A 15,102-nucleotide genomic window follows, 5' to 3' on the forward strand; every position below is an offset into this window, starting at 1 on the left:
CGGCGCCCCGGTGGCGCCGCTATCTCTTAGAGGGAGACATCATGATCACTGCACTGGACCATATCGCAATTGCCGTTCCTGACTTGGAAAAGGCGATCAAGCGCTTCATGGAAGATTTCGGCCTGACGTTTGAAGGCACCGAGGACGTTGAAAGTGCGAAAACGTCTACCGCGTTCTTCCCACTGCCCCCCACCAGCATCGAGCTGGTTCATCCGCTTAACGGCGAAGGGCCAATTGCCAAATACCTCGAGAAAAAGCCGGGCGGCATTCACCACCTGTGCTTTCGCACCGATGACATTGAAGCCGATGTCGCGCGCCTGAAAGAAAAAGGCTATCAGTTCCTGTCTGATGCACCGTCGCCCGGTGCTCATGGCTGCCAGGTTATTTTTATTCATCCCAAATCCTGCGACGGCGTGCTGATTGAGCTCAACCAGCCCTCCGACGATCACCACCACTAATTATCTGCGCCCCGGCTGCTCTCAGAAGTGGCAGGGTGCACACGACTATCGACAGGACCACGAATATGGCCGATTACAAAGCCCCTGAAGTTTCGCTGGACGAATGGCATAGCCTTGCCAACAAATCCCTGGAACGCAGCAACAAAACCCTCGATGACCTGACATGGCACACGCCGGAAGGTATCGACGTTAAGCCGCTGTACTCCGCTGAAGATACCCGCGACCTGCCTTACACCAATACTTTCCCCGGTCTCGAGCCCTTTATCCGCGGTCCCCAGCCGACCATGTATGCCGGTCGCCCCTGGACTATCCGCCAGTACGCTGGTTTCTCTACTGCAGAAGAGTCCAACGCCTTCTACCGTAAAGCCCTTGCGGCAGGCGGTCAGGGGGTTTCGGTGGCCTTCGATCTGGCGACTCACCGCGGCTATGACTCGGATCATCCCCGAGTCACTGGCGATGTGGGTAAAGCCGGTGTTGCCATCGATTCTGTCGAAGACATGAAGGTGCTGTTCGACGGCATTCCGCTGGATAAAGTCTCGGTCTCGATGACGATGAACGGCGCGGTACTACCGGTACTGGCGGGTTACATCGTCGCAGCCGAAGAGCAGGGCGTCAGCCAGGACCAGCTCTCGGGCACCATCCAGAACGATATCCTCAAAGAATTCATGGTGCGTAACACCTATATTTACCCACCAGCACCGTCGATGAAAATCATCGGTGACATCATCGCTTATGCCTCAGAGCATATGCCCAAGTTCAATACCATCTCGATCTCCGGTTACCACATCCAGGAAGCGGGCGCTGATGCCGCGCTGGAACTGGCCTACACGCTGGCCGACGGTAAGGAGTACATCCGCACTGCAATTGCTGCGGGGCTGGATATCGACAAATTTGCCGGTCGCCTGTCGTTCTTCTGGGGCATTGGCATGAACTTCTACATGGAAATCGCCAAGATGCGCGCGGCACGTCTGCTGTGGGCTGAGATTGTTTCCGAGTTTGAGCCCAAGAATCCGCGCTCGAAAATGCTGCGTACCCACAGCCAGACCTCTGGCTGGTCGCTGACCGAACAAGATCCGTACAACAACATTGTGCGGACCACCATCGAAGCGATGGCGGCGGTCTTCGGCGGCACCCAGTCGCTGCACACCAATGCACTGGATGAAGCGATCGCACTGCCCACGCAGTTTTCTTCGCGCATTGCCCGCAACACCCAGCTGATCATTCAGGAAGAAAGCGGTATCACCAAGGTAGCTGATCCCTGGGGCGGTTCCTATATGATGGAATCCCTCACCAAAGAGATCGCCGATAAAGCCCGCGAACTGATTGCCGAGGTTGAAGAGAAAGGCGGTATGGCCAAGGCCATTGAAACCGGCATGCCGAAACTGCGTATCGAAGAATCGGCGGCGCGCAAGCAGGCCCGTATCGACCGTGGTGAAGACGTCATCGTCGGGGTGAACAAGTACACCCTGGATGAAGAAGACGATGTCGAAGTGCTGGATATCGATAACGAGAAGGTTCGTCAATCGCAAGTTGCGGCACTGGGACGAATCCGCGACGCGCGAGATGAGAAAGCGGTCGAAGACGCACTGGAAGCGATTTATCAGTGTGCTGTCAGCGGTGAAGGCAACCTGCTGGATCTGTGTGTGAAAGCCACCCGCGTACGCGCTACCGTTGGGGAGATTTCTTTCGCTATGGAACGTGAATTCGGTCGTTTTAACGCTCAGGCGCAAACCGTGTCAGGTGTGTATGGCAGCGCCTATCAGGACGACGAAAACTGGCAGGGCATTTCGTCAGATATTGAAGGCTTCGTTGAAAAACATGGCCGCCGTCCCCGTATGCTGGTCTGCAAAATGGGGCAGGACGGACACGACCGCGGTGCCAAAGTTATTGCAACGGCATTCGCTGACGTGGGCTTTGATATCGACTTGTCGCCGATGTTCTCCACGCCGGAAGAAGTGGCCAAACAGGCGGTCGAGAACGATGTACACGTCGTGGGCGTTTCTTCACAGGCCGCCGGTCATAAAACGCTGGTGCCTCAGCTGATTGAAGAGCTGAAGAAAGTCGGTGCCGACGACATCATCGTTGTCGCGGGTGGCGTCATTCCGCGCCCGGATTACGATTTCCTGTACAAAGCGGGTGTGAAGGGCATTTTTGGCCCCGGCACCAAAATCCCGCTGGCGGCACGTGAAGTGCTGAACGCCATTAACGACGCCTACCAGGGCTGATCCGCAACGGCGTGAAACGGGAGGCGCGGTGTCCTGCGGGGCACTGTTGCCTCCCGTTTTCGCATGGGTATTTGCAATGAATATTGATGTAGAAGCGCTCAAACAGGGTAACCGCCGGGCCTTAGCGAAGGCGATTACCCTGGTTGAAAGTAAAAAGCTCGATCACCGCGCGCAGGCGCAAGAGCTGCTCGAGGCGGTGTTGTCCAATACCGGCAACAGTATCCGTATCGGCATTACCGGTATCCCCGGGGTCGGAAAATCGACTTTTATTGAATCCTTCGGCCAGTACCTGATTTCACAGGGTAAGCGCGTGGCGGTGTTGGCTGTCGACCCCAGCTCACCGATTGCCGGGGGCTCCATTCTCGGCGATAAAACCCGCATGGAAATGCTGTCGCGCAGCGATGATGCGTTTATCCGGCCGTCGCCCTCCGAAGGCTCGCTGGGCGGTGTGGCGCTGAAGACACGCGAAACCATGCTGCTGTGCGAGGCAGCCGGTTACGACGTCATTCTGGTGGAAACCGTTGGGGTCGGGCAGTCGGAATACGAAGTCGCGAGTATGGTCGACTTTTTCATGGTGCTGATGCTGCCCAATGCCGGTGATGAACTGCAGGGCATTAAGAAAGGCATTATGGAATTGGCCGATGCACTGGTGATCAACAAGGCCGATGGCGAGAGCATCAACCTCGCCACGCAAACCCGTCGCCACTACCAGAATGCACTGCATCTGCTGCGCCACAGCAGTTTCTGGACGCCTCAGGTGATGACCTGTTCTGCGCTGCGCAATGAAAATATTCAAGCGGTGTGGGGCATGATCAGCGACTATCAAGTCGACGCTACCAAGAACGGCGCATTGGCGGAGAAGCGTGCCCGTCAGGCCAAAGAGTGGATGAATAAGCTGCTTCATGAAATGCTGGATATCAAGCTGAAGGAGAACCCGGCCATCAAAGCCCTGTTGCCGGAATTGAACCGCAAGGTGACCGATGGCGAGACCACACCTTTCCTCGCCGCACAGCGCATTGTCGAGCTGCTCTTCGAAGGAACGCCGACATCATGAGCAAGGCGGTGGCCAGGAAACTCGATGAGTTCATCGCCCGTCATCTGCCGACGGCTCAGCACATGCAGTTGGCGGTGGCTGATTACGACAGCCACTCACTGACGCTGACCGCGCCGCTGGGGCCCAGCATCAATGACAAACTCACCGCTTTCGGCGGCAGTATCTACGTAGTCGCGGTGATGGCGTGTTGGGGGATGGTATACCTGCGCTGTGTCGAGCAGGGGCTGGATCCTGATATCGTCGTTGCGAAAGGCGAGATTGATTACATGAAGCCTGTCGATGGCGATATTGTCGCCAGCTCACTGCCCACCGACGAGGCCGATTGGACGCAGTTTTTTGAGGACTTTGCCGAGCGAGGACGGGCCAAGATTGCGCTCAGCTCTGAGGTGCGCATCGGCGATGCCGTGGCGGCGCGATTCTCAGGGCTGTACGCCATTGTCGGTGTCAAAGCATGAGTCGTCGGATTCCTTGTACAGGAAACAACTAAGCGCTTCGCGCTGAGCCATGCCGTCCCGGTAACCCAGGTCGATAAGCTTGCCGCAGAATTCCGGAGTGAACAGCAGGTAGCTGGCGATATTCACATTGCCGCCACGGCTGCTGCCCGTCCGTCCCAAAAATGCCCGGAGAGAACGGGGCAGCTCTTTTACATGATCGTCAGCAATACTGTCGATGTCTTCGCTGGGGCTAATCACCAAACAGCGAACGGGCAGCAAATTGCGACCCATCAGCTCGGTATTTTCCTCGGGGATCAGGGACAGCAACTCGTTGATCCGCTCCAGTCGTTCGATATCAATCTCGATGCTGTCGATAAAGGCACTGTTCAACAACTGCCCGATTATTTGCCCAAAGGCCGGAGACTGAATCGGCTTGGGTGTGGCGGAGTAGTGCTGGCGATGCCCGCTTGGCGGAATCACCAGTACCCGGTGCGCGCCTAGATGGATGGCCGGGCTGATGGGGGTGAGCTGACGCAATGCTCCATCGCCGTAGTAGTAGCGGCCTACCTTGGCGGGAGGGAAAATCGTGGGGATGGCGGCGGAAGCCATCAGGTGCTGCAGGGTAATCGGCGTGGCCAGTCCTTGTCGTCGCCAGCGTTGCCATCCGGCGTGGCCCGGGCCGCCCTGAAAAAAAGTTTCAGACAGGTTCAGACTGTAGTTCATCGCTGTCAACGACAGGGCGTCCAGATCACCGTTGAGAATATTGCGACTGATGTTGTTGAAGTGGATATGCTTCCCCAGCAGTTCCCGCAATGGACTGTTGTCCAGCAGGGCAACCGGCTTGCCAACCGCAATACCTGAATTGAACAGCGAGAGCCCCAGCCGCAGGGCATTGCGAATCACGCCGATAATATCGGCGCGATAGATCTTATCAGTGGTTAATTCCCGCCACAGCAATTCAAGTTTCTGTGCGGTGCCGGAGAAATGGTGTGCGCCCGCCGCCAGCGACACGGCATTGATTGCTCCGGCAGACGTGCCGGACAGAATACTGAACGGATTGTCGTGACGCGGACCGTGCAGTTCGGCAACCGCCTTTAATACACCTACCTGATAGGCTGCCCGGGCGCCGCCACCGGGAAGTATCAGTCCGGTATTCGCGTGAGCGGGAAGGAGCCTTTCACCGTCTTTCATGTCTAGCGCTGTCCGCGCAGGCCGGTTTCCACCAAGACTCGCGTGGCAATTTCCTCCACCGAGGCGTGGGTCGTATTGAGGTAGGGAATACCAAAGCGCTGGAACAGTGCTTCGGCGTCGCGGACTTCGTCTTCGCAGCGTCTCAGGCTGGCGTAGGGACTGTCTGGACGTCGTTCGGCACGGATCGCGGCGAGTCGAGAGGGTTCGATGGTCAGCCCGAACAATCGTGGACGATGTTCAGCGAGGGCTTTGGGCAAGCGGCGCTCTTCCAGATCTTCTTCGGTGAGAGGATAGTTTGCCACGAAGACCCCCGCCTGCAGCGCGAGGTAGAGACAGGTGGGCGTTTTACCGCTGCGCGACACGCCGATAAGAATGACCTGTGCCTGATCATAGCGATTGATGCGCGCACCGTCGTCGTTATCCAGTGCGAAGTTCACGGCATCAATGCGTGTCTGGTAGCGCGCATCTCGGTCGGCGTTTTGCAGGCGGCCCACGGTGCTAGAAGGCTTCTCGCCAAGGGCGGTTTCCAGTTGCGACAGAAAGGTGTCCAGCACGTCGATAATAAAGCCCTTGCTGGTGGCGATCACCGCGCGGATGTCTTGATTCACCAGCGTGTCAAAAATAATGGGCTGATGGCCGGTTTCCTCGGCGATGCGATCAATTTTAGCCACAGTTAACGCCGCTTTTTCTACAGAGTCGACGTACGGGACGACGATATGTTCAAACTCAAGCTGCTCAAATTGGGTCAATACGCTGCTGCCGAGGGTTTCCGCAGTAATGCCGGTGCTGTCTGAAATGTAGAAAACCGTTCTCTTCATGTAGTTTTTTTACCGAATGCAGGGTGTTTTTCGACGGGAATTTCCAGAATAGCTGTTTTAGTATGCTGGCGTCGCACTATTTTCACCCTTATAGCTGCAAGCCAAACGCATTGCAAAGGAGAATGACCGCATGGCTGAATACGTGATCTGGTTCAGGGACCTGGGTATGAACGATGTCGACCGGGTAGGGGGCAAGAATGCTTCGCTCGGTGAGATGATCAGTCAGCTCTCCAATGCAGGGGTGTCTGTGCCCGATGGTTTCGCGACGACCGCGCAGGCCTATCGCGACTTCCTCGACCAGAGTGGTCTGAATCAGCGTATCCAAGACATGCTCAAGGGCCTGGATATCGACGATGTGAAAAAACTGGCCGAAGTCGGCAAAGAAATTCGTCAGGCCATTGTTGATACCCCATTCCCCGGCCCGCTGAACGAGGCGATCAGCGAAGCCTATGCCAAGATGATCGATGGCAATCCCGCCATGGCCTGCGCCGTGCGCTCCTCGGCAACCGCAGAAGATCTGCCGGATGCTTCGTTTGCGGGGCAGCAAGAGACCTTCCTGAACATCAACGGTCTCGACAACATCATGATTGCGATCAAAGAGGTGTTTGCCTCGCTGTACAACGATCGCGCTATCGCGTATCGCGTTCACAAAGGTTTTGAACATGCCGACGTCGCACTGTCGGCTGGCATCCAGCGCATGGTTCGCTCCGAGACCGGCGCGGCAGGTGTCATGTTCACCATGGATACCGAGTCCGGCTTCGACGGTGTGGTATTCATCACCGCCAGCTATGGTCTGGGTGAGACGGTGGTGCAGGGCGCGGTAAACCCCGATGAATTCTATGTGCACAAGGCAACTCTCGCTAAAGACCGACCAGCGGTGCTGCGCCGTAATCTGGGCAGCAAGCTGATCAAGATGGTCTACGGCAGCGAGGCCGCTGCCGGTAAGTCAGTGGAAACCGTTGAGGTGCCCGAAGCCGATCGCAATCAGTTCTGTATCAGCGATGACGAAGTGATGTCGCTGGCGCGCCAGGCGCTGATTATCGAAAAGCACTACGGCCGCCCGATGGATATCGAGTGGGCTCGTGATGGCGACGACGGCAAGTTGTATATCGTTCAGGCTCGCCCGGAAACTGTGAAGAGCCGCGAATCCGCCAACATGATGGAGCGCTACCTGCTCAAAGAGAAAGGTGAAGTGCTGTGTGAAGGGCGCTCTATTGGTCAGCGCATCGGTGCCGGTCCGGTACGGGTAATTGCCGGTATCGCGGATATGGATCAGGTACAAAAAGGCGATGTGCTGGTGACCGACATGACTGACCCGGATTGGGAGCCGGTCATGAAACGCGCCTCAGCCATTGTTACCAACCGGGGTGGCCGCACCTGCCACGCGGCGATCATTGCCCGTGAGCTGGGTATTCCAGCGGTTGTCGGCTGTGGCGACGCTACCGAGAGGCTCACCTCTGGTCAGGACGTGACAGTGTCCTGTGCCGAAGGCGACACCGGCATGGTGTATGCGGGGCAGCTGAACTTTGATATCAGCCGCAACCAGCTCGACAGCATGCCCGAACTGCCGTTCAAAATCATGATGAACGTCGGTAACCCGGATCGCGCGTTCGACTTCCAGTCCTACCCGAACGCGGGTGTCGGTCTGGCGCGACTGGAGTTCATTATTAACCGTATGATCGGCGTGCACCCCAAAGCGCTGATCAATTACGACACGCTGCCCCGCGATGTTCAGCAGGCAGTGAAGCGCCGTGTGGCAGGCTATGCGGACCCAGTTGAGTTCTACGTGGAAAAGCTGGTGGAAGGCATTTCCAGCATCGCCAGCGCCTTCTACCCGGAGCGCGTGATCGTGCGCATGTCCGACTTCAAATCCAACGAGTATGCTCACCTGATTGGCGGCAGCCTCTACGAGCCCTCGGAAGAAAACCCCATGTTGGGTTTCCGCGGTGCCTCGCGCTACATCTCTGATTCCTTCCGTGAGTGCTTCGACCTGGAATGCCGCGCACTGAAGAAAGTCCGTGAAGAGATGGATCTTCAAAACGTCGAGATCATGGTGCCCTTTGTGCGCACCGTGGGCGAGGCCAAACAGGTCATCGAACTGCTCGCCGAGAACGGTCTGAAGCGTGGCGAGAACGGCCTGAAAATCATCATGATGTGCGAACTGCCTGCCAATGCCTTGCTGGCAGAGCAATTCCTTGAGCACTTCGACGGTTTCTCGATTGGCTCCAACGACCTCACTCAGCTCACGCTGGGACTGGATCGCGATTCCGGCTTGATCGCTCACTTGTTTGACGAGCGCAACGACGCCGTCAAGGTACTGCTGTCCAGCGCGATTAAAGCCTGTAAAGAGCAGGGCAAGTACATCGGTATTTGTGGTCAGGGCCCGTCGGATCATCCCGACTTTGCCCAGTGGTTGATGGAGCAGGGCATCGACAGCGTATCGCTCAACCCGGACTCAGTGCTCGAAACCTGGCTGTTCCTGGCGGAGAAACTGAACGCTTGATATAGCCACCCGGTCTCATTGCAAGAACGCGCTTGGGCCCAGGCTGTTTATCAGCTTGGGCTTTTTTGTGCCGGGCATAACTATTTGTATGGCCCGGTCACTGAGGTAAGATGCCGCAAACCCCATGTGGCAGGGCACTATGCGTTACTACTCTCTGGAAAAGCTGATCAACCTTTTCGATGGCTATCGGGAAGTGTTCAAGATCGACAATCACTCGCTGATGTTGTTGCAGATTGATGGGCAACGCTACGCGGTGGAGAGTAGCTGCCCACATAGAGAGTACCCCTTGACCGCTTCAGATGTGGTGGGTGATGAGCTGGTCTGCCCGAAACATCACTACCGCTTTGGCATCAGTGATGGCCAGCTGCGCTTTGCCAGCGAAGAGCCTTGCCGCAACTTACGCTGTTATGAGCTGGTCTACCGCGACAATGAAATCGGTGTGATGCTTGATGGTTGAATATTGGCGCTCAGTAGAGGCGCTTCAACCATGGCGAAGGCCGTGAGACCTGCCAGATCCGGTCAAACTGTTCGATGTACTCCCTTGCCGCGGCGCGCCTGTCAACGCCACTCCGCAGGCCACTTTGGCTGTGGCGGGTGTAGGCCGCAAAATGGCCGTTATCGCCCACCAGAAAATACTCGCGCAGCTCTTGTTGTAACTCTACCCGCGCCAGCCGAATGTCGACCGCGCTGAGGCGACGGCTCAGTTCCACCAGCGGGTGGCGGACTTCCCGTAACGGTCGATCATCGCAGATGAGCAAGCGGACTTCGCTGTTTCGATGCCGTCTTGCCAGCGCCGACAGGGCCACGCTCAAGGCGTCTTCGCTGTAAATTGCTTCATTCAGACTGAGACTGAATATGCGCACTTGGCGCCGGGCCTGCTGACAAATATCCAGTGCCAGAGCGGAGAAGTCTTGATGCTCAGGGGTGCTTTTTGCAGCCGTGTCCAGCCGCAATTCCATGCTGACGTGGGGAATTCCCGCATCCATGAAGGGCTCGCCATAAATTTTGAACCCGGCTTTGCGGTAGAAGCCTATCGCGTGTTGCTGAGCGGCCAGACGGAGCAGGGGGAATTGCTGGGCTTTCGCGCTGGCTATCACGGTGTCCAGCATATCTTGGCCGATATGCTTGCCGCGATAATCGGCGAGTACTGCCATGCGGCCAATATATCCGTCGCTAAGCAACCGAACCGTGCCGACCGCTGTATCACCCAGTGAGGCCAGCCAGTGTTGTGCCTGAGGGTCATGCTCATCGATTTCCAGCTCGATAGGGACATGCTGCTCGTCGACAAAAACGCGGTGACGGATAGCGGTAAGAATCTCGGCGTCGTCTTGCCAGCTGACTGGCTCAATCTTCAACATCGTCATCGAAATACACCGTACCCGCCTGATAGAGGCTATAGCGTAATTCAGGTGTTAGAGTCGTGACAATGTCATCGTTTTGCTGAGCACAAAAGGCGGCAATCTGCTCGCGGTAAGCGCTGTCATAAGAATAGGCACAGCCGTCGGCAAACAGATAGTGCGCGTCGAGCGCGAGACGGGCGCCGGGGCGCAAATATAGCTTGGAATGCTGTTCCTGCGATTGAAATTCGACAAAGGACAGAGCCGGGTTCGAGAACAATTGCTCGTTGTCGACATGGCTCATTAACTGGCCGAACCAGCGCGAGAGGCTTTGGTCATCATCCAGCCCCTGACTGAGCACCTGCCGCAGCTGGCTGACGACCTCTTCAGGAATCCAGCCGGGATTGGCATCGGCGCGGAGTGCTGCATCCCGAAAACGCTGGTCTTCGCTCAATGCCGATTCACGCTCCATAGACCACTGAGAAATCAGTTCAGCGTGGGAGGGGGCGCGAAAACCGACCGACAGCGTGATGCAGTCATCGCCCTCGGCGCGGCCCCAATGGGCGACACCCGGCGGGATGTAGAGAATGTCACCGGGTTCCAGCAAAACGCTCTCACGGCACTCAAACTGTTTTAACAGTCGCAGTTCAGGATGGCCGAGCAGCGGTGTGTTGTCATCGCAGTGTTGACCGATGTCCCAGCGCCGCTTGCCATGCCCCTGAACCAGAAAGACGTCGTAGTTGTCGTAGTGTGGACCCACGCTGCCACCATCACTGGCATAGCTGATCATGATGTCATCGATACGCCAGCGCGGCAGAAATCGAAAGTGTTCGAGCAAAGCCGCGACTTCCGGAATCCAGTGATCGACGGACTGTACCAGCAGCGTCCAGTCGCTTGCCGGCAGTTCCGCAAAGTCTGACTCATCCAGTGGACCATGCCGCAGCAGCCAGTCCTCGCCATCGCGTCGGATCAGTCGTGAATCGACGTCGGCTTCACAGGCGAGCCCGGCAAGGTCATCGCCATCGACTGGGCAGACAAAGGCGGGCAGGGCCGCGCGCAACAGGCGTGGCTGGCGCTGCCAGTCACTGTCGAGAAACTGCTGGGCGTCGAAGTCCTGCAGCGCCACGAATCAGATCCGCTTGGCCTGCGCGATCGCATTGCCAATATAGGTGGCAGGGCTGAGGGCCTGCAGCTCCGCTTTCGCTTCAGCGGGAATCTCCAGCGTTTCCACAAAAGTTTCCAGCGCCTCGCGGGTGATGCGCTGTCCGCGAGTCAGGGCTTTCAGCTTCTCGTAAGGGGATTCCACGCCGTAGCGACGCATCACCGTCTGGATGGGTTCGGCGAGGACTTCCCAGGCATCATCCAGGTCGGCGGCAAGGCGCTCGGGATTAATTTGCAGCTTGCTCAATCCTTTCAGCGTCGCCTGATAGGCGATCATGCTGTAGGCCATTCCCACGCCCATGTTGCGCAGCACGGTGGAGTCGGTCAGGTCGCGCTGCCAGCGGGAAATCGGCAGTTTGGCGGCCAGATGTTGGAGCACGGCATTGGCAATACCGAGGTTGCCCTCGGAGTTTTCAAAGTCGATGGGGTTCACTTTGTGCGGCATGGTGGAGGAACCCACCTCACCGGCAATGGTGCGCTGCTTGAAGTAACCCAGCGAGATATAACCCCAGATATCCCGGTCCAGATCGATCAGGATGGTGTTAAAACGTGCCAGCGCATCGAACAGCTCGGCAATATAGTCATGGGGTTCGATCTGCGTGGTGTAGGGATTCCAATTCAGGCCCAGGCTCTCTACAAAACTGCTGGCATTGGCCTCCCAATCGACTGCTGGATAGGCCGAGAGATGGGCATTGTAATTGCCTACGGCGCCATTGATTTTACCCAGCAATTCAACTGCGGCAATGGCTTCGCGCTGGCGGCGTAGACGAGCTACGACGTTGGCCAGCTCCTTGCCCATGGTGGTGGGGCTGGCGGTCTGGCCATGAGTGCGTGACAGCATGGGAATCTCGGCAAACTCACGGGCCTGTCCGGCCAGCGTATCGATGATCTGATCGATATCCTTCAGAATAACGTCGCGCCCCTCGCGCAGCATCAGTGCGTGAGACAGGTTGTTGATATCTTCTGAGGTGCAGGCGAAGTGCACGAACTCGGAAATTGCGGCGAGCTCGTCGTCCTCGGCAATGCTTTCTTTGATGAAGTACTCGATGGCCTTTACGTCGTGGTTCGTGGTGGCCTCAATTTCCTTGACGCGGGTAGCCTGGGCCTCACCGAAATTGGCAATCATCTCGTCCAGTACGGCACTGGCGCGGGCGGAGAGGGCGGGCACCTCATCGATACCAGGATTGGCCGCCAACTGAGCCAGCCAGCGCAGTTCCACGACCAGACGGCTTTTGATCAGGCCAAACTCGCTGAACACCGGGCGCAGTGAGGCGGTTTTGCTGCCGTAGCGGCCATCAACCGGAGAAATAGCGGAGAGCGCTGACAATTCCATTATCGGGTACCTTTCTAAATAAATTTTCAATGATGCGGGCGGGCGTTTTACCGGGGCGAATCATACACTGCTCAGGGGCGGATTTCAGTGCTGAGCAGCGCCTGCGCTTCGGTAAAAAGCCGATTTCGATTAAACAGCAAGCTGAGACGATTGCCTCCAGCCTGTCGCCACAGGTAGGCGGCGCGAATGGCCGCCAGCAACAGGGCGCGAATGCGCGCAGCATTCGCCGGATTTTGCAATTGCTGGGCATTGCCTGCCACTTGAATGCGGAAGCGGTAGTTTGACAGGGTGTCCTGATAGATATCGGCCAGGGTGACAGAGATTGCACTGACGTCACTGCTGAATTCACGCTTTTTGGCGGCGTGTTCCAGGCGGCTGCGCATGATCGACGCGGCAGCATTATCTTTTCGCAGCTTGTTCTGCAGAAAAAAAACGCCCATGCAATAGCGGGTAATGCGCTGACGTTCACCGTAATCGTTGCCACTCAGCAAGTCGCGCAGGGCGCGAATGCCCAATTCAAGCATGCGGGTACCGCCAAAAATCTTTTCGGTGTTGCCGCCGTCAAAATCGAACAGGCTATTGAGAGAAGCCTCGGTGGCAGCCGGGTCACTCTGGCCGCTGCGGGCAACCTGGTCGACCAAGGTGACGGCCTGGAGCATGGCCGCCAACGCCAAGGTCTGCTCACGTGCAGCCTGTGGAGTAAGGGAAAACAGCATTAGCGATTGTACCCCGATTCAATAATTCCGCCGCCCAGGCACTGGTCTCCAAGATAAAACACGGCTGATTGTCCCGGCGTAATGGCGCGCTGGGGCTCTGCGAATAGCACTTCATAGCCACTTTCTGTCGGGCGGATTTCACACTCCTGATCGACTTGTCGGTAGCGAGTTTTAGCCGTGCAATGCAGCGGCAGTGATGGCGTTTGATGATTGATCCAGTGGATTTCCGACAAGGTCAGGCAGTTCTTGAATAAGCCGGGATGCTGACTTCCCTGAGCCACAAGCAGAACATTTCTCTCCAGATCTTTGTCGATAACATACCAGGGCTCGTCGCCAGCATCTTTCACGCCGCCGATACCTAATCCCTGTCGCTGGCCAATGGTGTGGTACATGAGGCCACTGTGTTGCCCCATATCCTTACCGTCGAGGCTTTCGATACGACCGGGCTGCGCGGGAAGGTACTGCTGCAGAAAGTCCTTGAAACGCCGCTCGCCAATAAAGCAAATGCCGGTACTGTCCTTTTTATCATGCGTTACCAGGTCGTGCTGCTCAGCCAGTGCTCTGACGGCAGGCTTCTCCAGTTCGCCTACCGGAAACAGGGTTTTGCTGAGTTGCTCGGCAGAGACCGCGTGAAGGAAATAGCTCTGGTCTTTATTCGGGTCAAGCCCCTTGAGAAGCTGTGTATCTTCTACATCGGCACTGCGGCGGGTGTAATGCCCGGTGGCGATGCCGTCGGCGCCCAACGCCAGAGCGTAGTCGAGAAACGCCTTAAATTTGATTTCGCGGTTGCAGAGAATATCCGGATTTGGTGTGCGACCGGCTTTATACTCGGCCAAAAAATGCTCGAAGACATTGTCCCAGTACTCCTGAGCAAAATTGGCGGTATGGAGGTAGATGTCCAGTTTCTGGCAAACCGCCGCCGCATCGGCCAGGTCATCCATTGCCGTGCAGTATTCCGTACCGTCGTCCTCGTTCCAATTCTTCATGAACAGGCCTTCAACCTGATAGCCCTGTTGTTTCAGGAGGAGGGCTGTCACCGATGAGTCCACACCGCCGGACATGCCAACGATCACCTTCGTATCGGCGATCGCTTTGTCGGCAATGCGTACTTGTGATGGGCTCATCGCGGGCTCCCGTATATCATACTGAGTGGGTAGCGCTGACCCTCGAAGTAGCGTTCAACGCAGTCCAGCACCATAGGGCTGCGAAGTTGCGGGCGGCGCTCGCGGATTTGCTCCAGCGTCAGCCAGTGAACGGTATCGATATCGGCATCCAGCGGGCTTTCAGGGCAAAACGCCTGAGGCCGACCGAAGAAGGTGGTGCGGTGATAGGTCATATTCTTGCCCGCCGGGGTATACAGGCCCAAACCAACCACGCCCTGCAGCTCAACTCGCCACTGGGTTTCTTCGAGCGTTTCCCGCAAAGCGGCCTCAATCAGCGATTCACCCGCTTCAAGGTGTCCTGCCGGTTGATTAAACACCCGTCGACCGTCGCGGATTTCCTCGACCATCAGGAATTTTCCATCGTTCTCGATGACGCATGCAACGGTTACCCGGGCCTGCCAATCCATATTGAAACCTTAACGTTTTGTCGGCGATCAAAACGCCGCAGTATACCAGCTCGTCCTTAGCGGCGACCACGTTTTGGAGGCAGGCTGCCGCGTCGTCTGGAAGGGCTGCGGCGCGAGATGGGAGAAGACGGCGGGGCAGGGAAGCGCTTGGCGAGCTCCTCGCGACTCAGCGTCAATCGCCGATACTCTCCCGGAGCCAATTCGCTAACGCTCCAGGGGCCAATTGCAGCACGGACCAAACGTAATGTTGGGAAGCCTACCGCTGCGGTCATCCGCCTGACCTGTCGATTTCGTCCCTCGCT

At 57.0% G+C, this 15,102-nt stretch carries 15 protein-coding genes; 6 read left to right on the plus strand and 9 right to left on the minus strand.

Translation table 11 applies throughout. The features are described 5' to 3' along the window. Nucleotides 1-41 precede the first annotated feature (41 nt). The 4 genes from mce to AC5DB9_RS07155 all read left to right on the plus strand — a co-directional run bounded on the left by mce (nt 42) and on the right by AC5DB9_RS07155 (nt 4,192). Entirely contained in the window at nt 42-458 is a 417-nt protein-coding gene (gene mce / locus AC5DB9_RS07140; protein WP_022957135.1) for a methylmalonyl-CoA epimerase, read from the plus strand. Between the two features lie 65 nt (nt 459-523). Continuing rightward, nucleotides 524-2,683: a methylmalonyl-CoA mutase gene (scpA, locus tag AC5DB9_RS07145; protein WP_022957136.1), complete on the plus strand. Its 2,160-nt coding sequence runs from the start codon at nt 524-526 to the stop codon at nt 2,681-2,683. Nucleotides 2,684-2,759: 76 nt separating this feature from the next. Continuing rightward, nucleotides 2,760-3,737, plus strand: coding sequence for a methylmalonyl Co-A mutase-associated GTPase MeaB (gene meaB / locus AC5DB9_RS07150; RefSeq protein WP_022957137.1), 978 nt, complete (start codon nt 2,760-2,762; stop codon nt 3,735-3,737). Beyond that, a complete protein-coding gene (locus AC5DB9_RS07155) occupies nt 3,734-4,192 on the plus strand; it encodes a YiiD C-terminal domain-containing protein (RefSeq protein ID WP_272993219.1) in 459 nt (152 codons plus the stop codon). Before meaB ends, AC5DB9_RS07155 begins: the two co-directional genes overlap by 4 nt. Here AC5DB9_RS07155 and AC5DB9_RS07160 read toward each other — a convergent pair. Further along, on the minus strand, nt 4,157-5,362 hold the full coding sequence (locus AC5DB9_RS07160) for a patatin-like phospholipase family protein (RefSeq protein ID WP_022957139.1): 1,206 nt from the start codon (nt 5,360-5,362) through the stop codon (nt 4,157-4,159). The two genes, AC5DB9_RS07155 and AC5DB9_RS07160, sit on opposite strands and share 36 nt — an antisense overlap. Nucleotides 5,363-5,364: 2 nt before the next feature. Next, on the minus strand, nt 5,365-6,180 hold the full coding sequence (ppsR, locus tag AC5DB9_RS07165; RefSeq protein WP_022957140.1) for a posphoenolpyruvate synthetase regulatory kinase/phosphorylase PpsR: 816 nt from the start codon (nt 6,178-6,180) through the stop codon (nt 5,365-5,367). Nucleotides 6,181-6,310: 130 nt separating this feature from the next. On the opposite strand from ppsR, the gene ppsA reads away from it, so the two are divergent. Both ppsA and AC5DB9_RS07175 read left to right on the plus strand, forming a co-directional pair. Further along, entirely contained in the window at nt 6,311-8,683 is a 2,373-nt protein-coding gene (ppsA, locus tag AC5DB9_RS07170) for a phosphoenolpyruvate synthase (RefSeq protein WP_272993216.1), read from the plus strand. Between the two features lie 139 nt (nt 8,684-8,822). Continuing rightward, nucleotides 8,823-9,140 carry a Rieske (2Fe-2S) protein gene (locus AC5DB9_RS07175; RefSeq protein WP_028968006.1) on the plus strand — a complete coding sequence of 106 codons (318 nt, stop codon included), beginning with the start codon at nt 8,823-8,825 and terminating at the stop codon, nt 9,138-9,140. A gap of 10 nt (nt 9,141-9,150) precedes the next feature. On the opposite strand, the gene AC5DB9_RS07180 is transcribed toward AC5DB9_RS07175, so the two are convergent. The 7 genes from AC5DB9_RS07180 to AC5DB9_RS07210 form a co-directional block, all read right to left on the minus strand. Further along, nucleotides 9,151-10,047 carry a GNAT family N-acetyltransferase gene (locus AC5DB9_RS07180; protein WP_272993213.1) on the minus strand — a complete coding sequence of 299 codons (897 nt, stop codon included), beginning with the start codon at nt 10,045-10,047 and terminating at the stop codon, nt 9,151-9,153. Next, nucleotides 10,028-11,146: a cupin domain-containing protein gene (locus AC5DB9_RS07185; RefSeq protein ID WP_272993210.1), complete on the minus strand. Its 1,119-nt coding sequence runs from the start codon at nt 11,144-11,146 to the stop codon at nt 10,028-10,030. Before AC5DB9_RS07185 ends, AC5DB9_RS07180 begins: the two co-directional genes overlap by 20 nt. A 3-nt stretch (nt 11,147-11,149) precedes the next feature. After that, nucleotides 11,150-12,514: an adenylosuccinate lyase gene (gene purB / locus AC5DB9_RS07190; protein ID WP_272993207.1), complete on the minus strand. Its 1,365-nt coding sequence runs from the start codon at nt 12,512-12,514 to the stop codon at nt 11,150-11,152. 71 nt (nt 12,515-12,585) lie between these two features. After that, a complete protein-coding gene (hflD, locus tag AC5DB9_RS07195) occupies nt 12,586-13,230 on the minus strand; it encodes a high frequency lysogenization protein HflD (protein ID WP_272993204.1) in 645 nt (214 codons plus the stop codon). Further along, nucleotides 13,230-14,354 (minus strand): tRNA 2-thiouridine(34) synthase MnmA, encoded by a 1,125-nt coding sequence (gene mnmA, locus AC5DB9_RS07200; RefSeq protein ID WP_272993201.1) that lies wholly within the window; start codon nt 14,352-14,354, stop codon nt 13,230-13,232. Before mnmA ends, hflD begins: the two co-directional genes overlap by 1 nt. Next, nucleotides 14,351-14,800 (minus strand): NUDIX hydrolase, encoded by a 450-nt coding sequence (locus AC5DB9_RS07205; RefSeq protein WP_272993198.1) that lies wholly within the window; start codon nt 14,798-14,800, stop codon nt 14,351-14,353. Before AC5DB9_RS07205 ends, mnmA begins: the two co-directional genes overlap by 4 nt. Before the next feature lie 56 nt (nt 14,801-14,856). Then, nucleotides 14,857-15,102 (minus strand): pseudouridine synthase family protein (locus AC5DB9_RS07210; RefSeq protein ID WP_491732035.1); only part of this gene is annotated, 246 nt, incomplete at its 5' end.

The sequence above is a fragment of the Spongiibacter sp. genome (assembly GCF_984394615.1).